This is a genomic window from Frigoribacterium sp. CFBP 13707 (assembly GCF_014842245.1).
In the GTDB taxonomy this organism is placed as follows: domain Bacteria; phylum Actinomycetota; class Actinomycetes; order Actinomycetales; family Microbacteriaceae; genus Frigoribacterium; species Frigoribacterium endophyticum.
This window is the reverse complement of the sequence record NZ_JACYVL010000018.1, coordinates 1-20,822: the sequence shown is the minus strand read 5'-3', so window position 1 is coordinate 20,822 and position 20,822 is coordinate 1. Positions and strand designations below refer to the sequence as shown.

Sequence of the window (20,822 nt, the reverse complement as noted above, 5' to 3'; positions counted from 1 at the left end):
CGGCGTCAGCGCTCAGCGACCGCCGCCGCGTCGGGCCCCCCGCCGAGCTCGGTGAGCAGCTCCGCCGGCGACACCACGGGCACCCGCCCCCGCGCCCCGTCGACGAGCCGGGGGTCGGCGGTCACGACGGCGTCCGCCTGCAGCACGGCGACGGCGAGGTACTCGGCCGGGCCGGGGTCGTCCCAGTCGAGGTCGCGGGCGAGGGCCCAGGCGCGAGCCCGCGAGACGCGGTCACCGAGGAGGCGCACCGGCAGCTCCGCGAAACGGTCCAGCTGGCGTCGCCCCACCGCGTCGGTCAGGGCACCGGCCCGCACTTCGGCGTAGAGGAGGGCCAGGACCTCCGACTTCAGGGCGACCGGGGCGACGAGCTGGTGGCGCGACTCCACCCGCTCGTCGCGGCGGAGCAGCGCGAGGCAGGTGCGCGCGTCGATCACGAAACGGGTCACGGTCGCGCGCCTCCCTGGTGTCGGTCGGCTCACGCTAGGGCATCGACCAGCCCTCCCGCAGCACGCGACGGACGGCCCCCGCCGTGGGGCGAGGGCCGTCCGTCGAGCAGGCGCGGACGCGGATCTGGCCACGAGGGTGACGCGCACCGCGCCTCCCTGGTTGCCTCGAGGTCGGCACGACGAGGGCCCGCGCACACGGAGAGAAGGAACCGCATGTCGACCTGGTTGATCACCGGATGCTCCACGGGGCTCGGACGAGCCTTCGCCGAGGAGGCCCTCGCCCGCGGGCACGACGTCGTCGTCACCGCCCGCGACGCGTCGACCGTGCAGGGCATCGCCGACGCCCACCCCGACCACGCGGTGGCGACCGCCCTCGACGTCACCGACGCCGACCAGGTGACCGCGGCCGTCGCGCTCGCCGCCGAGCAGTTCGGCGGGGTCGACGTGCTCGTCAACAACGCCGGCTACGGCTACCGCGCGGCCGTCGAGGAGGGCGACGACGCCGACGTCGCCCGCCTGTTCGACACGCACTTCCACGGCTCGGTCCGCACGATCAAGGCCGTCCTGCCCGGCATGCGCGCCCGTCGCAGCGGCACGATCGTGAACCTGTCGTCGATCGGCGCCCGCCGCACGGGGCCCGGCTCGGGCTACTACGGCGCCGTCAAGGCGGCGATCGAGCAGATGACGATGGCGCTCCGCACCGAGCTCGCGCCGCTCGGCGTCACGGCGACCGTCGTCGAGCCCGGCTCGTTCCGCACCGACTTCTCGGGCCGATCGCTGACGGAGTCGGCGACGGTCATCGACGACTACGCCGAGACCGCCGGCAAGCGCCGCATCGGGGTCGACAGCTCCCACGGCACCCAGCCGGGCGACCCGACGGCCGGTGCGCGCCTGCTGGTCGACGCGGTCGAGTCGGGCGAGGCGCCCTACCTCCTGCTGCTCGGCTCGGACGCCGTCGACGTCGTCACCGGCGCCCTCGACGACCTCCGCTCCGACATCGACGCCTGGGCCGACCGCAGCCGCGCGACCGACTTCGGGGCCTCCGGCGTCGGTCGCTGAGACACGCCCACGCAGCGGACCGGGGGAGGCGCGGGTCGGCCTAGAGGAACCCGGTCACCGCGACGGCGACCGCCGCGAGCAGGGCCACGGCCGCGAGCACCCGCGACGAGCCCATGACGAGGCGCCGCCGCGGCCCGCCCGACCACGGCTCGTCGTCGGCGTCGCGCAGCTCGGGCGGCAGCTCGGCCTCACGGCGGCCGCGCTCCCGCTCCAGCCGGGCCGCCTGCTCGGCCCGGGCCTCCCGAGCGGCGCGCTCGGCCTCGTGCTGGCGGGCCGCCTCGACCTCACGGTCGCGGGCGACCAGCAGCTCGAGCTCGCGGTGCCGCTCGCTCGACCAGACGTCGAGGTCGTCGTCGCGAGGGCTCGCCGGGTCGGTCGGGGCGGCGTCGTCGGTCGGCATGCGGGGCCTCCGTCACGGGGCAGGGCGCCGTCGAGCGGCGGGGACTCCGTCGAGGGTAGCTCGCGCGCCTGGGCCCGCACCGGCACGCCGAGGCTCCGTCGCGCGACGGAGGCGACGCCCGCCCGCTCGTCGTAGCGTCGACGGATGGACGACTCGACGAAGCCCGACTCGACGAAGCCCGCCGCGACGAAGCCCGACCCGACCGGCGGAGCCCGCCCCGCCGCCGACGCGAAGGCGAACGACCTCGCCCTCGGCGTCGTCTTCCTCGCCGTCGGCGTCACCCTGCTGTCGACACTCGACACCCCCTGGGCGAGCCTGCCGCTCGTCGCCGTGGGACTGTACTACCTGACGAAGGGGCTCCGCGGCATGCGGGTCCGCACCGCCGAGCGCGACGAGGCGCACGGCCGGGCGCCCGCCCAGGCCCCCGACGCCTGAGCCGGCCCCGCCCCAGCCCCGCCCAGCCCCCGCCCCCGCCCCCGCCCCGCCGCGTCACCCCCGCCTGCTACAGTCCCGCCGACAGCGCCTAGGGTTCCGGGGTCTCACTACCCGTCTGGTCCGAGCGGCGCCACGGCCGGGCGCCATCGCCCGGGCGTCATCTGAACGGACAAAAGCCTGGAGGACCCCACCGGCGCGCCCCGCGCCGGCCCGAAGGGTCCCGCCATGTCCGGCTCCGCGCTCCTCCTCGTCCTCGCCGCCGCCGTCTGCCACGCCTCGTGGAACGTCGTCGCCCACGGCGTCAGCCGCATCGGCACGCCCTTCCTCTGGTGGGGCGCGGTCGCCAGCGCCGTCCTGTGGCTGCCGGTCGTGCCGTTCACCGGCGGGTGGGGCGGCAGCCTGGCCGGCCTCGCCGTCGGGGCCACCGCCTCCGGAGTCCTCCACGTCGTCTACATGACGGTGCTGCAGCGCGGCTACGCGGTCGGCAGCCTCTCGACCGTCTACGCCACCGCCCGCGGCACCGGCCCGGCGGTCAGCGCCGCGCTCGCCGTGGCCCTGCTCGGCGAGCGGCTCTCGCCCCTCGCCGTCGTCGGCATCGCCGTCGTCGTGGTCGGGGTCGTCGCCACCGGGCTCGTCGACCGGGCCGGGGCCGCGGCGCGACCCGCGGCCACCGCACCGGGGGAGCCGAGGAGGCGCGGGCTCGACCCCAGCATCGCCTGGGGCCTCCTGACCGGCCTGGCCATCGCCTCCTACACGATCTGGGACGCCCACGCGATCCGCACCTGGCAGCTCTCGCCCGTGTCGTTCATGGTCGGGGTCACCCTCGTCGAGGTCGTCTTCTACTCGGCGACGCTCGGCCGGCGGCGGCGGGAGCTGCTCGCCGTCGTGCGTGCGCACTGGGCGAAGGTGCTGGCGTTCGGGGTGCTGTCGCCGCTGTCGTACATCCTCGTGCTGGTCGCGATCCAGTCGGCCCCGGTCGCCCTCGTCGCGCCGGCGCGCGAGACGAGCGTCGTCATGGTCGCCGTCTTCGGGGCGCTGGTGCTGCGCGAGGGGTCGCTCCGCGGCCGGCTCGTCACGTCGGGCGTGGTGCTCGGCGGCATCGCGCTGCTCGCGCTGTAGCGGCGCCCCGCCGAGCGTACGGCGCGCCGCCCCGCCGCCCGGCCGCCGCGCGGGTCGTCGAGGTGCCTCGTTCTGGGCCCTCCGAGCGGGCGAGGACCCAGGAAGGGGCGCATAGAGGGCGCATCCCCGAGGAGGCGACGCCCGCGCCCCAGCAGCAGCCCCCCGAAGAGGGGGTTGGGCATACAACACGTGAACTCGGGCTGAACAAGGCAGGAGGTAGGTTCCTACGTCGGTCGACCTCGTGTCACCATCGTGACGTCCCGCTCCCACCCCGAAAGGCCGTCATGCCCCTCCGCCGTCCCCGCGCCGCGACTGCCCTGCTCGGCGCCGCGCTGCTCGCCGCCACGCTCTCCGCCTGCTCCAGCCCCGCCTCCTCGTCCACCGGCTCGGACGACGGCGCCGCCGGCGGCTACGCGGTCGACGACAGCACGCTCGTCTTCGGCGTCGTGCCCGACTCGGTCGACACCGAGACCAACTACCAGCCGCTGATGGACTACATCGCGCAGGAGACCGGCAAGACCGTCGAGTACCACGAGTCGACCGACTACGCCGCGCTGATCGAGGCGAGCATCGCCGGCCAGATCGACGTCGCCTCGTTCTCGGGCTTCACCTACGTCACCGCCACGAACAACGGCGCCGAGCTCACCCCGATCTCGTCGATCACCACCGCCGAGGGCCAGGAGCCCGGCTACTACTCGCAGGCCATCGTGCCCAAGGGCAGCGACATCGCGAGCATCGCCGACATGAAGGGAAAGAAGATCTGCTTCGTCGACCCCTCGTCGACCTCGGGCTACCTCTTCCCCAGCTACGCCCTGCTGCAGGCCGGCATCGACCCGGAGAAGGACATCACGCCGGTGTTCGCCGGCAAGCACGACGTCAGCGTGCAGAAGACCGGCGAGGGCACCGAGTGCGACGCCGGCTTCGCGGAGGACAGCGAGGTCGCCAAGAGCGACGCCGTCGAGGTCATCGACCAGCAGATGGTGCCCGGCGCCCCGATCGTCGAGTCGAACTCGCTGCCCGACGATGTCAAGGCGCAGCTGAAGGACATCCTCTCGAACGTCACCGCCGACGACATGGTCGCCGCGGGCATCGACAGCGCCGACAGCGAGGGCTTCCGCAGCGTGTTCTTCCAGACCACGCCGGTCGACGACGCGTACTACGACGAGATCCGCGACATCTGCGAGAAGACGAACGCCACGCAGTGCCAGGCCTGACGGCCTCCGCCTGAGGGAGGCGCGGTGACGGTCGCCACCGCCACCGCGCCTCCCGCACCCCGCCCCTCCCGCACGCCCTCCCCTCCCGCACCCCGCGCCTCCCGCACCCGCCCGCCCCGCCGCGCACGCCCCACCGAGCCCCCGGAGAGACCCATGACCCCGCACGCCGACCCCGCCGCGACCGTCGTCGCCCTCGAGGGCATCACCAAGCACTTCGGCTCCACCGTCGCGCTCGACGACGCGTCGCTCACCGTCGCCCGCGGCGAGGTCGTCGTGCTGCTCGGGCTCTCGGGCTCGGGCAAGTCGACGCTGCTGCGGCACGTCGACGGGCTGGAGCGGCCCACGTCGGGCACCGTCCGCGTGCTGGGCCGGGAGGTCACGCGCCTCACCGGCCGGGCGCTCCGCGAGCTGCGCAGCGAGGTCGGGTTCATCTTCCAGCAGTTCGAGCTCGTGCCGTCGCTGACCGTGCTCGAGAACGTGCTGACCGGCTCGCTCGCCGCCGTGCGCGGCCCCCGCCTCGGCCTCTGGTCGTACGGCCGCGCCGCGAGGGTCGAGGCGCTCGCCCGCCTCGAGCGCGTCGGCCTGCTCGACCGCGCCTACCAGCGCGCCGACACCCTCTCGGGCGGCCAGCAGCAGCGCGTCGCCATCGCCCGCGCCCTCATGCAGCGGCCCCAGGTGCTGCTCGCCGACGAGCCCGTCGCCTCGCTCGACCCCGAGTCGAGCGACCAGGTGATGGCGCTGATCCGCGAGATCGCCGCCGACGAGGGCCTCACCGTCATCTGCAGCCTGCACCAGGTCGACCTCGCCCTCTCGTGGGCCGACCGCATCGTCGGCCTGCGCCACGGCCAGGTCGTGCTCGACACCGCGACCGAGGGCCTCTCGAAGGCGCAGGTGATGGAGATCTACGGCCGCGTCGCCACGAGCACCGACCAGTTCGAGGCGATCGAGCTCGAGCTGAGCACGGTCGGCGGCGGGGCCGGCGCACCCGGCACCGCGACCGGCACCACGACCGGCACCGCCCCCGGCACCGCGCCCCTCCGCGGGGACGCCGTCCGATGAGCGCCGTCGTCGAGCGCCCGCGCACGACCGGGGCTCCGCTGGCTCCCGTCACCGCGCCTCCCCGGCGCCGCACCTCGCCCGAGCGCGTCGCCGTGGGCCTCACGCTGCTGGCCCTGCTCGTCGCGAGCGTGCTCGCGCTGCGCAGCGTCGACATCGACCCGGCCCGCATGGTGCAGAGCTGGTCGAACGCGCAGCGCTTCTTCGGCCGCGTCGGCGCGATCGAGTTCCCGCCCCTCGGCGAGCTGCTGCAGCTCACCGCCCTCACCCTCGGCCTCGTGATCTGCGGCACCCTGCTGGCCGCGGTGCTCTCGGTGCCGGTCGCCGTGCTCGCCGCGTCGAACACGACGCCCGGGCCGGTCTGGCGTGCCGCGGCCCGCTTCGTCACGGTGCTCGCCCGCGCGGTGCCCGACGTGGTGCTCGCCATGGTCTTCGTGCTGCTCTTCACGCTCGGCACGCTGCCGGGCATCCTCGCCATCGGGCTGCACTCGGTCGGCATGATCTCGAAGCTCTTCGCCGACGCGATCGAGCAGATCGACGAGGGCCCGCGGACCGCCGTCCGCGCCGCCGGCGGCACCCGCCTGCAGCAGTTCACGGCGGGCGTGCTGCCCCAGGTGCTGCCGTCGTGGGTGGCGACCGTGCTGCACCGCAACGACATCAACCTGCGCGGCAGCGTGATCCTCGGCTACGTCGGCGTGGTCGGCCTCGGCATGCAGATGTCGTTCGCCTTCAAGTCGCTGCAGTACGGGCTCGGCCTCGGCTACGCCCTCGTCATCTTCGTGCTCTGCGTCGTCATGGAGGTCGTCTCGAGCTCGGTGCGCGCCGCCATGCTCGGCGTCGCGCCGACCGGGCGGGGCCTCGGCGACCGCGTGGTGCGCGGGGTCACGAGGAGGCGCGGGGCCGGCCGGCAGGGGGCCGCCGCCCCCGAGACGGCGGGTTCCGCTGCCGGCTCGACCCGCGCCTCCGGTGCTGGCCCGGTCTCCGCCCCCGCGGCGGCCCCTGTCTCGACCGACCTGACCCGCGCCTCCGGCAAGCCCTCCGCCGCCGTCGAGGCCGCGCTGCGCCGCCCGTGGGACAGGGCTCGCGTGCGCGGCGTCTCGTGGGGCTGGGCCGCCGTCGCGGTCGTCGTCGCCAGCGTGCTCGTCTGCGACGTCGCCTGGTCGGACCTGCTCACCGTGTGGGGTGGCGTGCCCGCCGTCGCCGTGCAGTTCTGGCCGCCGTCGTTCGGCAGCTACGAGGCGTCGACGATGTTCGCCGCGATGGGCGAGACGATCTCGATCGCGCTCGCCGCGACCCTGCTCACCGTCGGCGGCTCGCTGCTGATCGGTTCGCTCGCCGCCCGCAACGTCGCGCCGAGCCCCGGCCTGCGGGGCGGGATGCGCCTGCTGCTCGTCGGAATCCGCGGAGTGCCCGAGGTGATCCTCGCCATCGTGCTGATCGTCGTCACCGGCCTCGGCACCCAGGCCGGCACGCTCGCGCTCGCCCTCGGCGGCGTCGGGCTGCTCGGCAAATTGATCGCCGACTCGTTCGAGGAGGTCGACCCGGGCCCCGAGCGCGCGCTCACCGCGACCGGCGCCTCGCGCGGCCAGGTGTACGCCTCGGCGACGCTGCCGCAGGGCACCCGCGCGCTGATCGGCCACACCTTCTACATGCTCGACACGAACCTGCGCGCCGCGACGCTGCTCGGCATCGTCGGGGCGGGAGGCGTCGGCTACTACCTGCTGAACGCCAGCCAGGGCTCGAACTACGCGACGGTGACGGCGATCGTGCTGATGATCCTCGTGACGGTGCTCGCCGTCGAGGGGCTCGCGATCTGGATGCGGCGGGTGTTCCGATGAGCGGGGTCACGCCCACGAGCGCGCCGTCCCGCTGGCCCGTCGCCGGCACGGTCGGGCCGGTCAGCGCCTCCGCCGCAGCGACCACCGCGACCGCACCCGCCCCCGCACCCGACTCCGCCCCCGCCCGCCGCCCCGCCGCGGACCGGCACGACGTGGTCGTCGTCGGCTCCGGCATCGTCGGCCTCGGAGCGGCGCTCGCCGCCGTCGACCGCGGACTCTCGGTGCTGGTCGTCGACCGCTCGGCCGCGATCGGCGGCTCGACGGTGCGCAACTTCGGCCACCTCTGCCTCACCCCGCAGAGCGGCGAGGCCCGTCGGCACGCGGTCACCGCCCGCGAGCTCTGGCTGCGGCTCGCCCGCGACGCCGACTTCTGGGTGTCGCAGCGCGGCACCCTGGTCGCCGCCCGGCACGCCGACGAGCTCGCCCTGCTCGACGAGCTGGCCGCCGCCCGCACCGCGCGGGTGCTCGGCGACCGCCCCGAGATCGAGCCCCTCGACGAGGCCGCGCTCGCGGCGCTCGCCCCGGTCGCTCCCGGCACGACGCTCGGCGGTGCCCTCCTGCCGTACGACCTCCAGGTCGACCCGCGGGAGGCGGCGGACGCGATCCGCAGGCACCTCGAGTCGCGAGGGGTGCGCTTCCTGACCCGCACCTCCGTCGGCTCGGTCGCCTCGGGGCGCGTCGAGACGAGCCGCGGCCCGATCGAGGCGGGCACGGTGGTCGTCGCGACCAACCACGACCTCGACCAGCTGCTGCCGGACCTCGCCGAGCGCTCGGCGCTGGAGCGCTGCGGGCTCGACATGCTGCGCGTGCGGGCCGACCTCGCGCGGCCGCTCGTGGCGCCGCTGCTGACCGGGTGGTCGCTGATCCGCTACAGCGCGTTCGCGGGCACGACCGCCGCCGACGCCGTGCGGGCCCGGCTGCACGCCGAGCGCCCCGACCTGGCCGCGCTCGACCTCAACCAGATGTACACGCAGCTGCCCGACGGCACGGTCATCGTCGGCGACAGCCACCAGAAGGGGGCGGCGATCGCGCCGTTCCAGAGCGAGCGGGCCGCGACGGCCTTCCTCGACGAGTTCCGCGTGCTGTTCGGCGCGGAGCCGGTCGTCACCGAGCGGTGGCAGGGCGTCTACGCCTCGGGCCGCGACGAGTTCGTCGTCGACGAGGTCGAGCCGGGCGTGCTCGTCACGGTCGTCGCGACCGGCATCGGCATGACCACCGGGCTCGGGCTCGCCGAGCACGTCGTCGGGACGCACCTCGACGGCGGGCGCGACGCGGCGCTGGGCGCGTCGTCGGCCCGCGCCTCCTCTTCTTCTTCTCCCACCGCCACCACGTCGCGGGCCGCGGCTCCCTCCGGCCGCGACCTCCCCCTCCTCACAGGAAGCACCGCCTCATGAGCACCCCCTCCGCACCCTCCGCCACCGCCTCCGCTGCCGCCGCGGCTCCCGCGGCTCCCGCCGCCCCCGCGATCGAGCTCGTCGTGCTCGACATGGCCGGCACGACCGTCGTCGACGACGGAGTCGTCGAGCAGGCCTTCGCGCGGGTCGCCGACCGGGTCGACCTGGGCCCGACGCTGACGCGCGACGAGGCGCTGCAGCACGTGCGCGACACGATGGGGCAGTCGAAGATCGAGGTGTTCCGGCACCTGACGGGCGGCGACGAGCCGCTCGCGCAGCGGGCGAACGAGCAGTTCGAGGTGGCCTACGGCGAGCTGGTCGACGAGCTCGGGGTCGAGCCGATCGCGGGCGCTGGCGACCTCGTCGACGCGCTCCGCGCCTCCGGCCGGTCGGTCGTGCTGACGACCGGGTTCTCGCCCGCGACGCGCGACCGCCTGCTCGACGCGCTCGGCTGGACGGTCGACGCGGTCCTCTCGCCGGTCGACGCCGGTCGCGGCCGCCCCGCGCCCGACCTCGTGCTCACGGCGCTGCTGCGCACGGGAGCCTCGTCGGTCGCCGCCGTCGCCGTGGTCGGCGACACGACGAGCGACATCCTCTCGGGCCGGGCCGCCGGGGCCGGCCTCGTCGTCGGCGTGACGACCGGGGCGCACACCCGCGAGCAGCTGCTCGCGGCGGGCGCCGACGTGGTGCTCGACTCGGTGCGCGAGCTGGCGGGGCTGCCGCAGTTCGCGGGAGTCGCGGTGCCGGCGGCTGCGCCGGTCGCCGCGCCCGCCGCGGTCGCCGTGCCGGTCGCGTGACGACTGTCGACACCGCCCCGGTCGTCGGTGCCGCCGCCGGCACCCCGACGGCGGGGAGCCTCGTCGAGCTGCGCCTCGACCCCGCGCCCACCGCGATGGTCTGGACGGAGCCCGGCCGCCCGCACGACGCCGTCGCCGTGCCGAGCGTGCGGCTCGCGCCCGGCGACCTGCTGGTCGAGGTCGAGCTGGCGACGATCTGCGGCTCCGACGTGCACACCACGCGCGGTGACCGCGGGGCGCCGACGCCGCTCGTGCTCGGCCACGAGCAGGTCGGCCGCGTGGTCGCGGTCGGCGAGGAGGCCGTCGCGGTCGACGGCACGCCGGTCGTCGTCGGCCAGCGGGCCGTCTGGTCGCTGACGGTGAGCTGCGGCGTGTGCGCGACCTGCGGGCGGGGCCTGCCGCAGAAGTGCGAGCGGGTGCGCAAGTACGGGCACGAGCGGCTCGAGACCGGGTGGGAGCTCAGCGGCGGCTTCGCGACCCACGTGCACGTCAAGGCCGGTACGGCGGTCGTGCCGGTCGCCGACGACCTCGACGCGGCGCTGCTCGCGCCGGTCTCGTGCGGCACGGCGACCGCGGTGGCGGCGCTCGACGCGGCGTCGGCGATCGTGCCGCTGGGCGGCGGTGTCGACGTCGGTGCAGGTGCAGGTGCAGGTGCCGCTGCGGGTGCCCCCGTGGTGGTGCTCGTGCTCGGCGCCGGCCTGATCGGGTTGACCGTCGCGGCGCTGGCGACCGACGCCGGAGCCCGCGTCGTCGTGGTCGATCCCGACCCTGCTCGTCGTGCCCTCGCCGCCCGCTTCGGAGCCGTCGCGACGGCCGACCCCGTGGCCGCGCCCGGTGCGGCGGAGAGCGTCGACCGTGCCCTCGAGGTCGCCGGAGGCGCCCCCCTCGTGGCCGTGGAGGCCTCCGGTGCGCCCTCGGCCGTCGCCTCGGCGCTGACGAGGCTCGGCGTGGGAGGCGTGGCCGTCCTCGTCGGCAGCGTCTTCCCGGCTCCGGCCGTCGCCTTCGACGCCGAGAGCGTCGTCCGTCGGCTGGTCACCGTGAGGGGAGTGCACAACTACGCGCCACGGCACCTCGTCGAGGCGGCCCGCTTCGTGGAGCGGCGGCACGGCGCCTGGCCGCTCGCCGAGCTCGTGGGCGACGAGGTCGCGCTCGCCGACCTCGACGCGGGGATCGACCGGGCGGCGTCGGCGGGAGCGGTGCGGGTGGGGGTGCGGCCGGCGCGGCGCTGACCGCGGGCCCCGGGGCCTTGACGCGCTCGGGAGCACGACGTAGTGTCGGTACACCTTGTACGTACTCCCTCGCGGAGTGCGCTCGGGCACCGCCGCCCCCACCCGCAGAGGAGTTCGCCATGGCCGTCGGACCACAGATCACCAGCCGCGTCCCGTTGTTCGACGGGATGAACAAGATCCCGGGTGGGCTCATGCTCATCCCGCTCATCATCGGGTCGATCGTCGGCACGTTCGCGCCGGGGTTCCTCGACCTCGGCAACTTCACGACCGCGCTGTTCCGCGACAGCGCCCTGCCCCTGATCGGCGTGCTGATCTTCGCGACGGGCATGCAGATCACGCTCCGCACCTCGGGGCCGGTGCTCGCGACCAGCGGCGTGCTGCTGCTGACCAAGTCGATCATCCCGGCGACCCTCGTCGTCGTCCTCGGCACCGTCGTGGGCATCGAGGGGATCCTCGGCGTCTCGATCCTCGCCCTGCTCGTCAGCATGGACAACAGCAACGGCGGCATCTGGCTCGCGTTCACGGGCCGCTACGGCCGCGAGCGTGACCGGGGCGCGTACATCGCCTCGGCCGTCAACGACGGCCCCTTCTTCTCCCTGCTCTTCCTCGGCGCGGCCGGCCTGGCCGACATCCCCTACACGCTGCTGCTCGCCGCGGTCATCCCGCTGCTGCTCGGCATCGTCGTCGGCAACCTCGACCCGCGGTGGACGGAGGTCATGCGCCCGGTGCCCAACATCGTCATCCCGTTCTTCGCCTTCGCCCTGGGCACGGGCATCGACCTCGGCAACGTCGTCACCGGCGGCCTGTCGGGCATCGTCGTGGGCGTGATCGCGGTGCTGCTCACCGGCACCACGACGTACCTCGGCTTCCGCCTCCTGCTCCGCCGCGGGAAGGAGTCGGGCATCGGCATCGCCTCGGCGACGACCGCCGGCAACGCCATCGCCACCCCGGCCATCGTCGGCGCGGCCGACCCCAGCTTCGCCCCGTACGTCGAGGTCGCCACCGCCCAGGTCGCCTCCGCCGTGCTCGTGAGCGCCGTGCTGGCACCGCTGCTCGCGGCCTGGGTGCTCAAGCGCCAGGGCGGCGACCGCAGCCACGAGATCGCGGCCGAGGCCGACGCCGAGGCGGTGCTCGCCCACGACGCGGCCGCAGCCACCGCCGCTCCCGATCGCGATCTCGATCCCGGCCGTGGCGACTCCCCGGGTCGTCGCCGCCCGACCGACGGAGGCGCCGCGTGACGGCGGGCCCCGTGGTCGGCCTCGTCGCCGACGACCTGACCGGCGCCGCCGACTCCGCCGTGCAGTTCGCCCGCGACGGCTGGACGAGCCGCCTCGTGCTCGGCGCCGGGGGAGCGCCCCTCGGGGGCCCCGGCTCCGTGACGGCCGTCGTCACCGACTCCCGGGCCCTCCCCGAGGGCGAGGCCCGCGCCGTCACCGCCGAGGCCGTGCGCGACCTGGCTGAGCACGGCGCGGAGCTCGTCTTCGTGAAGATCGACTCGACCATGCGCGGGTCCGTCGCCGCGCAGGTCGCCGGAGCCCTCGAGGCGTGGCGGGTCGGGTGCCCCGAGGCCTTCGCCGTCGTCACCCCCGCGTACCCGGGCATGGGCCGCACGGTGGTGCAGGGCGCTCTCCTCGTCGACGGCGCCCGCGTCGAGACGACGGCCGTCGGTCGCGACCCGGTCACGCCGGTCGCGACGAGCGACCTCTCCGCCCTGCTGCCCGGCAGCTCGTCGGTCAGCGTGACCGGCGCGGGCGGCGCCGCCGCCGCCGAGCTGCTCGCCGGGGCCGCGGCCTCCGGCCACGACGTGGTCACCGTCGACGCGACGACCGACGGCGAGCTCCGCACGACCGCCGACGCCGTCGTGCGCCTGGGCGCGCGGGCCGTGCCCGTCGGCTCGGCCGGGCTGGCCGTCGCCGTCTCCCGCGCGTGGGGCGCCGGGCTCCCCGCGCCGGTGCCCGTCGTCGTCGACCGCGTGGGTCACGTCGTCGTCGTCGTGAGCAGCCTGCACGACGCGTCCCGCACCCAATGCGAGCACCTCCTCCGGTCCGCGCCGGAGTCCGGCGGCGCCCCGCGACCGGTCGTGCGCACGATCGCGCCGACGCTCGACGAGGTCCGGTCCGGCGACCTCGCCCCCGCCCTCGCGCGCTCCTGGTCCCCTGCTGACTCGGCCGCGGCCGAGGTGACCGTCCTGCTCGCGCCGCCCCGCGACTCCCCGGCTCCCGCCTCGCCCGACGTTCCGGGCGGCCCGACCGACGCGCAGCGGATCGCCGAGGCGCTCGCCGTGCTCACCGACGGGATCGTCGACGAGCGGGGCGGGGTCGACGAGGTCGCCCTCGTGCTCGTCGGCGGCGAGGGCGCCCGCGCCGTCCTCCGCCGGGCGGGGGCCGAGGCGCTCGTCGTCCGCGGGGCCCTCCGCGAGGGCGTGCCCTGGGGCACGCTGGAGGGCGGGCGCCTGCACGGGACGGCGGTCGTCACGAAGGCCGGCGGCTTCGGCGCCGCCGCGACGATCACGGAGGTCGTCACCGGCCTCCTCGACATCCCCCACCGATCCGACACTGAAGAAGGAGACCCCTCATGACCCTCCCGCGACTCGCACTGACCCTCGGAGACGTGGCCGGCATCGGCCCCGAGATCACCGCGAAGACCCTGCTGCACCACGACGACCTCCGCGAGCGGGCCGTGCCCGTCGTGATCGGCGACGAGGCGGCCATGCGCCGCGGCGTCGTCGCCGTCGGGGGAGACCCCGACCTGGTGCGCGTCATCGCCTCCGTCGCCGACGCGACGAACGAGCCCGGCACGATCGAGCTGCTGCAGACGGGCCCCTCCCTGGCCGACGTGCCGGTGGGCGAGCTGAGCCCCGAGGCGGGTGACGGCGCCTACCGCTTCGTGGTGGAGGCGTGCCGTCTCGCCCGTGAGGGAGAGGTCGACGGGATCGTCACGGCTCCCCTCAACAAGGCCGCGATGCACGCCGGCGGCCACAAGTGGCCCGGCCACACCGAGCTGCTCGCGCACGAGTTCGGCGTCGAGAACTTCTCGCTGGTGCTGTCGGCCGGCGACCTGTCGTTCTTCCACCTGACGACGCACGTCTCGATGCGCCAGGCGATCGACGGCATCACCGCCGAGCGCACCGGTCAGGTGCTCGACCTCGCGGGCGCGTTCGCCGCCTCCCTCGGCACCCCCGACGAGCTGATCGGCCTCGCGGGCCTCAACCCGCACGCGGGCGAGAACCGGCTCTTCGGCGACGAGGACGCCGACATCCTGGCCCCCGCCGTCGAGGCTGCTCGGGCCCGCGGGCTGAACGTCGTCGGCCCCGTGCCCGGCGACGCGCTCATCCCGGCGGCCGTCCGCGGCAAGTACAAGATCATCGTCGTCTGCTACCACGACCAGGGGCACGCGCCCTTCAAGGCCGTGTACGGCGACGACGGCGTCAACATCACGGTGGGGCTGCCCGTCGTGCGGGTCTCGGTCGACCACGGCACCGCGTTCGACATCGCGGGGCAGGGCATCGCCCGCGAGGCGAGCCTTGTACTCTCGGTGGAGCGCGCCGCCGCCCTCGCCCCCGGCTGGGAGCACGTGTGGCGCACCGCCCAGCAGCAGGACCCCGCCGTGCCCTGACCTGTCGCACCACCGAAGGGACCACCGTGTCGACCTGGCTCACCGAGCTCGACGCCGACGCGGTCGGCCCCGCCGCCCCGGGGCCCCTGCACGCGCAGCTCAGCGCGCTCCTGCGGTCGCACATCGTGGACGGCTCGCTGCCGGTGGGCGCCGACCTGCCCACCGAGGCGGAGCTGCAGGCGCACTTCGGGGTCTCGCGGTCGGTCGTGCGGCAGGCCCTGTCGTCGCTGACCGCCGAGGGGCTCGTGAGGCGCGGGCGGGGCCGCGGCAGCGTGGTCGCTCCGCGCGGTGAGCACCACCGCCTCGTGCAGCGGCTGTCGGGCCTGTCGACGCAGGTGCCCGCGGTCACCACCAGCGTCCTCGCGCTCGGGCCGGAGCACGACGAGGCCGCGGAGGCGCGTCTCGGCGTCCGTGCCGTGGTCGGTCTCCGTCGTCTGCGTCGGGCCGAGGGCGAGCCCATCGCTCTGATCCACACCTGGCTGCCGGAGAGCATCGGGGCGGGGCTCACGACGGCCCAGCTGACCGACACGTCCCTCCACGCGGTGCTGCGCTCCACGTACGGGGTGAGCCTCGTGTCGGGGAGGCGTCAGGTGCGCGCCGTGAGCGCGTCCGGTGCGCTCGCCGAGGCCCTCGAGGTGCCGGACGGGTCGCCGGTGCTGCTGCTCGAGGGCACGACCCTCGACCGGTCGGGGGTGCCGGTGGAGACCTTCCGGACGTGGCACCGCGCCGACCGGGTCGTGTTCGACGTCGACGTCGTCACGGACGACGGCCGGGCCGAGGTCGAGCCGGTGCCGGTGCCGGTGCCCGCGTCTGCGCCCGTGCCCGTCAATGACGCATCCCGCGAGCCGGGCGCACTCCCGGGCGAGGCCGGCCTCGACGAGCTGGCCCGCAGGGCCCGGGAGCTCGCGGCGGACCTCGACGGCCTCGCGCGGGGGAGACGGTGACCTGCTGCTGAACTCCGAGTGGGCGCCCGTCGTCGCTGCCGTCGCCGTCACGAGCGTCCTCGGCGTCGCGGCGGTGATCCACAGGAGGATCCGCCCTTCGCGTCAGAGTGCGATCAGAGGGGTCGCCGTGCCGTCGTGGCCGGCCGTGCGCGAGGCGTCCTCCGTGTTGACCGAGCGCGACCTCCGCGGCCTCAGGGCTGAGTTCCGGGTGGGGACGGCAGGCTCCGGCATCGCGGCGGGCCTGTTCGTGGCCCTGCTCGTCGAGAGGCGCTGGAGGAGACCGACGGCGTTCACCGTCCTGGCGAGCGGTCTCCCCGCGAACCCTGTCGGCGCCCTCGAGCTCCTCCTCACCACGGAGGACCCGGCGGAGGTGGTCGACCTGATCACGAGATCCGGCCTGACCTTCCTGCCCCCGGGCCTGGAGGCGGACGTGCTCTGGGCCGAGTACTTCCGGTAGAAGTTCCCGCATCGTGTTCCGCGGACTCGAGCGATTTCCTGCCGCAGCTAGCCGCGCTCGGGGTGATGGAGCCCGCGTCCTGACGTCGATGGTGGCTGTCCGACAGGCGGTCGCCCATCGGGACGCCTGCTCCGCTGGACAGCCGAGCCGCACACCCCTGATCTCGTGCTGCTAACATGATTTTGTTAGCAAGCGACAACTGGTCGCGGCTCCACGGAGAACAGGACTGCCATGACCTCCATGACCATCTCGAACGTTCGCGTCTTCGACGGCGAACACACCCTCGAGAACCACACGGTGATGATCGACGGGACTGCGATCGTCTCGGTCCGCCCCTCTACCTCGGGCGACCGGACGCTCACTGCGACGGGTGCGACGATCGACGGGACCGGTAAGACCCTCTTGCCGGGGCTGATCGACGCTCACACGCACTCATCCCTCGACGCGCTTCGGCTCGCGCTGCAGTTCGGGGTCACCACCGAGCTGGAGATGGGCGGGGTCCTCACGGCCCCCCAGCGGGTCGACATCGAGACCAACGACGACGTCGCGGACGTTCGGTCCTCCGGGTTCGGACTCACCCCTCCCGGCGGACACCCGTTCGAGATCATCCCGGAGGGCGCATTCCCCGGCGAGGGCGAACCCGGTCTCGGCGAGATCGTGATGCCTCTCTCGACCACCCCCGAAGAAGCGGTCGCGTTCATCCCGGAGCTGATCGCATCCGGGTCCGATTACATCAAGTTCCTGATCGAGGACGGTTCCGCCGCGAACGCTCCGGGACTGCCGATGCTCGACCAGGCCACGTTGAACGCCGGCGTCGCCGAAGCTCAGCGCCTCGGCATGATGACGTTGGCCCACACGCTGACGGTCGGCGCGACCCGCATGGCCCTCGCAGCGGGGATCGACGGTCTCGCGCACCTGTTCGTCGACGAGGCCCCCACGCCCGAGATCATCGATCTCATCGCCTCAGCCGGGGTCTTCGTCGTCCCGTGCATCGTGTTGAACTCCTCGATCATCGGGGTCACCGGCGCCGAGTTCGCCACCGACACCCGCGTCAGCTCCAAGCTCGCCCCCCATTGGCTCGCGACCCTGCAGGGCTCCTTCAACCACTACCCCGCAGGCAGTGTCGACGACGTCCTCGCCACCGTTCGAGCTCTGCACGCTGCCGGTGTCCCGATCCTCGTCGGCACCGATGCCTCGGCACCGGACCCTTCACTCGGTGGCCTCGCGCACGGGGCCAGCGTTCACCACGAGCTGCAGATGCTCGTGCGCGCCGGCCTCAGCCCCGTGGAGGCGCTGGCCGCCGCGACGTCCGTGCCCGCTCGGCACTTCGGCCTCACCGACCGCGGCCGGATCGCCGGTGGCCTCCGCGCCGACCTGCTGCTGGTCGACGGCGACCCGACGTCCACGATCTCGGACACGCTCAACGTCGCCGCGGTCTGGCGCCGCGGCTCGAAGGTCCAGATGTGAGCGGAGCGTACTTCGACGGCGACCTCGCTGGCTTTTTCGCCGGACTCCGACAGAACAACAACAGGGAGTGGTTTGACGCCCACCGGGATGAGTGGGAACGCGTTGTGCGCGTACCGATCGAACTCCTCCTAGGAGAAGCGGAACAGCAGTACGGGCCGGGCAAGGTGCTGCGACAGAATCGCGACGTCCGTTTTGCCCGGGACAAGAGCCCCTACCGGACCTCCGCCGCCATGGTTGCTGGCTTGATGTACCTCCGGGCATCCGATGAGGGGCTCGAGCTCGGCGGGGGGCTCTACAGCCCGACCCGAGAACAGCTCGGCGCCGCGCGCACCGTCATCGACGAGCGACCACACGCTGCGACTGCCCTCGAGAAGATCCTCGACGATCTCGAGGGCAAGGGGTACACCGTCACGGGCCCGTCACTGCGAACAGCGCCACGAGGGTTCCCCAGGGACCACCCGCGGATCGAGCTGCTTCGGCTGCAATCCTTCGCTGCTCTACGGCAACTGCCGCTGAGTGCATCTCGAGACGTGATCGGGGCAACGTGGGACGAGACGGAACCACTGATCCGGTGGATCCGAAAGTGGGTGGACAGCGGGGCTAACTCAGTGTGACGACGCCCCGCCACGTCGAGTAGGCAGCAAGCGCATGTGCGCTTGCTGCCTATTTTGCGAGGCGGTCGAGCCAGTCGCCGAAGAGGGCGCGCTCGTTCTCCGTCAGAGCGGTCGTGTCCTCGAGCTGGTGTCTGAGCTGCATCGCGGCACCATCGCGCTCGTCACGGTTCGCCGGCTCGGCGAGGATCGCTGCCAGTGTCGCTTCGCGGGCTCGAGTGGACAAGGTCATGTCGCGGGAGCCGTCAGGCATCGCAAGGAGGGTGAACACCACTCCGACCCCGGTCGCGCGGATCATGTTGACGGCGTCGGAGACGGGAACAGCCAAGAGGCCGTCCTTCGCGGCGACCTCGATCTGCGTCCGGAGGATCGCGTCGATGGCATCGGCAGCCGGGGACGAGGTGCCCGTACGGGGCTCGCCGTAGGCGATCGAGTACACCTGCGGGTGGAGCAGGCCCCAGTCGATGTGCATGTCCCACCCCTGACGGAGGGACTCGATCGGGTCAGCGCCGGGTGTCCAGCCGGTCCAGGTCGCGAGGTGTGCGGAGAAGCCGTGGAGGGCGACCTGGTCGAGGAGTCCTTGCTTGTCGCCGAAGATCCGGTAGATCGTGGGCGCCTGGATGTGCAGGGCCGACGTGAGCGCGCGCGTGGTGACGGCGTCGCGGCCCTCAGCGTTGAGAAGGTCGTGCGCGGTGTCGAGGATGCGGATGCGCATCTCCTCAGAACGAGTCAACGCGTGCCTTTCGTGTCGGGGGTACAGCAGAGCCGATGAGATCGTGGCTGCAGACCATGATCTCACCGGCTCAGGAGTGTCAGAGGTTCTCGATCGCCTGTCCGACCTGGAACAGGGTCGCCTCATCGAAGTGCTTGCCGATCAGCTGGATGCCCACCGGGAGCCCGTCGACGGTGCCGCACGGGACGCTGATGGCGGGGTGGTGGGTGATGTTGAACGGGGTCGTGTTCGTCGACATCTCGATCGAGGCGCCGATCGCTGCCCCAGCACCGTGGTTCGGGTCGGGCAGCGGGCGTGCGGTCTGCGGAGTGGTCGGGGTGACCAGCACGTCGAAGCGAGCGAGCTCTGCGTCGTAGGCGGCGCGGAGGGTGCGGGCGCGGTTGACGGCCTTGGCGTAGTGCAGGCGGCCGGCCTGCTGGTCGACGTACTTCCCGACGAGGGTGAACAGCCGGACGTTCGCGGGGTGCGCGTCGGCGTCTCCCTTGTGGTCGAACAGGTGCTGCATCATGTCGACCGGGTAGTAGTCGGGACGCCCGAAGCCGAGACCCTGGTTGCGCAGGACCGTCTCGGCCATGCCCTCGATGGCGATCGCAGTCCACAGCGCGCCCCCGAGCGAGTGCAGCGGGATGGAGACCTCTTCGACGATCGCGCCCTGCTGACGGAGGGCCTCGACGGTGTCGCGGACGGTCTTGTCGACCTCGGCTTCAGCGTTCTCGGTCCCGAAGCCTTCGGTGAGGACGCCGATCTTGAGCCCCTCGACGCCGTCGTTGATCCGGCTGAGGTAGTCGCCGACGACGATGTCCTTCTGGCGGAAGTCGATGCCGTCGGAGCCGGCGATCACGGTGAGGAGCCGGGCGTTGTCGGCGACGGTGCGAGTCATCGGGCCGACGTGGTCGAAGTAACCGTCGAGGGTGCCGATGCCGGTGTAGGGCACCAGGCCGTACGTGGGCTTGAGGCCCACGACGCCGGACCAGGAGGCGGGCATGCGGATCGAGCCGGCCTGGTCGGCGCCGAAGGTCATGTCGGCGTCGCCGGTGACGAGCGCGACGGCGCTGCCGCTCGAGGAGCCACCGGAGGAGTAGCCCATGCGGTGGGGGTTGTGCACGACGCCGGAGGCGGCGGTGTGGCTCCCGCCGGACATGCAGAAGTACTCGTTGGTGGTCTTGCCGATGACCTCGGCGCCAGCCGCGAGGGCACGGGTCACGATGGTCGCGTCCTCGTTGGGCACGAACGACTCGAGCTCCTTGGAGCCGTTACGCATGGGGACACCGGCGACCAGGATGCTGTCCTTCACGCCGAGACGAACTCCGGCCAGGGGACCTGAGTCGGCACCCGGGATCGAGGTGCGCACCTCCCATGCGTGGTGGGGGTCCTCGTCAGCGGTCGGGACTGTGTAGTCGACGGTGTCGCGGCTGACGAGGACTTCGGGCTCCGGGATAGCGTTGAGGGCGTCGAGGACGCCGACCATGCCGGAGATCATGGCTGTGTACTCCTCGGGGGCAGCAGCGATGTCGGAGTAACCGATCTCCGCTGCGAGGTCGGCGATCTGCACCGAGGTGGGCTTCTGGACGGACATTGTTGCTCCTACTGAGTCTGTGGTCACCCAACGGGTGCTAACAAGAAAACGTTAGCACCCGCCGACTGCCGCCGGTGTTCGTGGGGCAGATCCTCAGGCTTGGTAATTGGGTGGCGGCTGAGCGGGTCCGCCCAAAGCTCTGTTTGGCAAGCCGAAGTTGGCGGCGGCGTCCATGCACGATCCATTCCGGGTGGACTCGCCTGACAGTCGGATCTGCCGGCCAGAAATGGCGACCGGTTCGAAACGGGGTATCGAACCGGTCCGGGTTTCTGGGAAGCCCGCAGACCGGGCGCCCGTTAGACGGTCGTTCATCGGGACACTCTTCGCGACCGTGTTCGGCCGGTTGAGGTGAAGCGGCGCCCGGCCTGCGTATTCGCGTATGCCTGTCCCGCAAAAATGCCCGGTGACGGGGGTCTAAACGCTACAGTCGTC

The 20,822-nt window shown here is 73.5% G+C and carries 20 protein-coding genes; 16 read left to right on the top strand and 4 right to left on the bottom strand.

Annotated features, from left to right (window positions below):
- Positions 1–5: 5 nt before the first annotated feature.
- A complete protein-coding gene (locus IFT45_RS15995) occupies positions 6–446 on the bottom strand; it encodes a hypothetical protein (RefSeq protein WP_192129388.1) in 441 nt (146 codons plus the stop codon).
- A 213-nt stretch (positions 447–659) separates the two neighbouring features.
- Between IFT45_RS15995 and IFT45_RS15990 the strand changes: the two genes are divergently transcribed.
- Positions 660–1,505, top strand: a complete 846-nt coding sequence (locus IFT45_RS15990) for an oxidoreductase (protein WP_192129386.1) — start codon at positions 660–662, stop codon at positions 1,503–1,505.
- A gap of 40 nt (positions 1,506–1,545) precedes the next feature.
- On the opposite strand, the gene IFT45_RS15985 is transcribed toward IFT45_RS15990, so the two are convergent.
- Positions 1,546–1,905 (bottom strand): hypothetical protein, encoded by a 360-nt coding sequence (locus IFT45_RS15985; RefSeq protein ID WP_192129384.1) that lies wholly within the window; start codon positions 1,903–1,905, stop codon positions 1,546–1,548.
- Between the two features lie 144 nt (positions 1,906–2,049).
- On the opposite strand from IFT45_RS15985, the gene IFT45_RS15980 reads away from it, so the two are divergent.
- From IFT45_RS15980 to IFT45_RS15910, 15 genes are all read left to right on the top strand, one after another.
- The gene (locus tag IFT45_RS15980; protein WP_185230623.1) at positions 2,050–2,340 is read left to right on the top strand and encodes a hypothetical protein; all 291 of its coding nucleotides are present in this window, start codon (positions 2,050–2,052) and stop codon (positions 2,338–2,340) included.
- Between the two features lie 225 nt (positions 2,341–2,565).
- Positions 2,566–3,459 carry an EamA family transporter gene (locus IFT45_RS15975; protein WP_192129382.1) on the top strand — a complete coding sequence of 298 codons (894 nt, stop codon included), beginning with the start codon at positions 2,566–2,568 and terminating at the stop codon, positions 3,457–3,459.
- Positions 3,460–3,743: 284 nt separating this feature from the next.
- A complete protein-coding gene (locus IFT45_RS15970; RefSeq protein ID WP_056057878.1) occupies positions 3,744–4,673 on the top strand; it encodes a phosphate/phosphite/phosphonate ABC transporter substrate-binding protein in 930 nt (309 codons plus the stop codon).
- Between the two features lie 153 nt (positions 4,674–4,826).
- On the top strand, positions 4,827–5,732 hold the full coding sequence (gene phnC / locus IFT45_RS15965) for a phosphonate ABC transporter ATP-binding protein (protein WP_192129380.1): 906 nt from the start codon (positions 4,827–4,829) through the stop codon (positions 5,730–5,732).
- On the top strand, positions 5,729–7,567 hold the full coding sequence (phnE, locus tag IFT45_RS15960; RefSeq protein ID WP_192129378.1) for a phosphonate ABC transporter, permease protein PhnE: 1,839 nt from the start codon (positions 5,729–5,731) through the stop codon (positions 7,565–7,567). The genes phnC and phnE overlap by 4 nt, the downstream gene beginning before the upstream one ends.
- Positions 7,564–8,961 carry a TIGR03364 family FAD-dependent oxidoreductase gene (locus IFT45_RS15955; RefSeq protein ID WP_192046401.1) on the top strand — a complete coding sequence of 466 codons (1,398 nt, stop codon included), beginning with the start codon at positions 7,564–7,566 and terminating at the stop codon, positions 8,959–8,961. The genes phnE and IFT45_RS15955 overlap by 4 nt, the downstream gene beginning before the upstream one ends.
- Positions 8,958–9,758: a phosphonatase-like hydrolase gene (locus IFT45_RS15950; protein ID WP_192046400.1), complete on the top strand. Its 801-nt coding sequence runs from the start codon at positions 8,958–8,960 to the stop codon at positions 9,756–9,758. The genes IFT45_RS15955 and IFT45_RS15950 overlap by 4 nt, the downstream gene beginning before the upstream one ends.
- Positions 9,755–10,987, top strand: coding sequence for an alcohol dehydrogenase catalytic domain-containing protein (locus IFT45_RS15945; RefSeq protein WP_371811058.1), 1,233 nt, complete (start codon positions 9,755–9,757; stop codon positions 10,985–10,987). Before IFT45_RS15950 ends, IFT45_RS15945 begins: the two co-directional genes overlap by 4 nt.
- A gap of 119 nt (positions 10,988–11,106) precedes the next feature.
- Complete coding sequence (locus tag IFT45_RS15940; protein ID WP_192129376.1) at positions 11,107–12,225, top strand: 2-keto-3-deoxygluconate permease; 1,119 nt, start codon at positions 11,107–11,109, stop codon at positions 12,223–12,225.
- On the top strand, positions 12,222–13,565 hold the full coding sequence (locus IFT45_RS17960; RefSeq protein ID WP_192129375.1) for a four-carbon acid sugar kinase family protein: 1,344 nt from the start codon (positions 12,222–12,224) through the stop codon (positions 13,563–13,565). The genes IFT45_RS15940 and IFT45_RS17960 overlap by 4 nt, the downstream gene beginning before the upstream one ends.
- The gene (gene pdxA, locus IFT45_RS15930; RefSeq protein WP_192046397.1) at positions 13,562–14,602 is read left to right on the top strand and encodes a 4-hydroxythreonine-4-phosphate dehydrogenase PdxA; all 1,041 of its coding nucleotides are present in this window, start codon (positions 13,562–13,564) and stop codon (positions 14,600–14,602) included. Before IFT45_RS17960 ends, pdxA begins: the two co-directional genes overlap by 4 nt.
- Positions 14,603–14,628: 26 nt before the next feature.
- The gene (locus IFT45_RS15925; protein WP_192129373.1) at positions 14,629–15,546 is read left to right on the top strand and encodes a GntR family transcriptional regulator; all 918 of its coding nucleotides are present in this window, start codon (positions 14,629–14,631) and stop codon (positions 15,544–15,546) included.
- Positions 15,547–15,709: 163 nt separating this feature from the next.
- On the top strand, positions 15,710–16,003 hold the full coding sequence (locus tag IFT45_RS15920) for a hypothetical protein (protein ID WP_192129371.1): 294 nt from the start codon (positions 15,710–15,712) through the stop codon (positions 16,001–16,003).
- Positions 16,004–16,234: 231 nt separating this feature from the next.
- The gene (locus tag IFT45_RS15915; RefSeq protein WP_192046394.1) at positions 16,235–17,470 is read left to right on the top strand and encodes an amidohydrolase family protein; all 1,236 of its coding nucleotides are present in this window, start codon (positions 16,235–16,237) and stop codon (positions 17,468–17,470) included.
- Entirely contained in the window at positions 17,467–18,084 is a 618-nt protein-coding gene (locus tag IFT45_RS15910; RefSeq protein ID WP_192046393.1) for a DUF2461 domain-containing protein, read from the top strand. The genes IFT45_RS15915 and IFT45_RS15910 overlap by 4 nt, the downstream gene beginning before the upstream one ends.
- 49 nt (positions 18,085–18,133) lie before the next feature.
- Here the strand turns inward: IFT45_RS15910 and IFT45_RS15905 are convergent, their stop codons facing one another.
- Positions 18,134–18,814 (bottom strand): TetR/AcrR family transcriptional regulator, encoded by a 681-nt coding sequence (locus tag IFT45_RS15905; RefSeq protein WP_192046392.1) that lies wholly within the window; start codon positions 18,812–18,814, stop codon positions 18,134–18,136.
- A gap of 79 nt (positions 18,815–18,893) precedes the next feature.
- A complete protein-coding gene (locus tag IFT45_RS15900) occupies positions 18,894–20,390 on the bottom strand; it encodes an amidase (RefSeq protein WP_192046391.1) in 1,497 nt (498 codons plus the stop codon).
- Positions 20,391–20,822 lie beyond the last annotated feature (432 nt).